This window comes from Mesorhizobium sp. M0074 (genome assembly GCF_040322975.1).
GTDB lineage: Bacteria > Pseudomonadota > Alphaproteobacteria > Rhizobiales > Rhizobiaceae > Mesorhizobium.
The window spans coordinates 1-638 of sequence record NZ_JAMYUM010000096.1; the positions used below are offsets into that span (position 1 = coordinate 1).

The following is a 638-nucleotide window of genomic DNA, read 5'->3' on the forward strand; positions in this document are numbered from 1 at the left end:
GACGATCCTTTGCCGCCGCTGGCGATCCAGTACCCGGATTATGCCGCCTGGCAACGGCGGTGGCTGTCGGGGGAACGGCTGCAGAAGCAGGCGCAGCATTGGCGCGACACCCTGTCTGACGCTCCGGCCCGTCTTGCGCTGCCGACGGACCGGCCGCGGCCGGCCCAGCAGTCGTATGCCGGGGCCGCTGTGCCGATCGTCATCGATGCGGATCTGACGCGGGGTCTGAAGCGGCTGAGCCGGCAGCATGGCACGACGTTGTTCATGGCGGTGCTGGCGGCCTGGGCGGCGGTGCTGTCGTGTCTGTCGGGGCAGGACGACGTTGTGATCGGTGTGCCGAGCGCCAATCGAGGCCGGCGCGAGGTGGAAGAGCTGATCGGCTTCTTCGTCAACACGCTCGCGCTTCGGCTGGACCTGTCGGGCGCGCCGAGCGTGTCGGAGCTATTGGAGCGGACGCGACGCACGACGCTGGCCGCGCAGGAGCAGCAGGACCTGCCGTTCGAGCAGGTGGTCGAGATCGTCAAGCCGCCACGGCATCTTGATCACACGCCGCTGTTCCAGGTGATGCTGGCCTGGCAGAACAATGCGGTCGGTTCATTGGACCTGCCGGGGCTGAGTGTAGAGGCTAAGGGGGAGGG

At 67.9% G+C, this 638-nt stretch carries 1 protein-coding gene; it reads left to right on the forward strand.

Going from position 1 to position 638, the window contains the following annotated elements:
• On the forward strand, positions 1–638 hold a 638-nt coding region (locus NKJ73_RS34125; protein ID WP_352572786.1), incomplete at both ends, for a condensation domain-containing protein.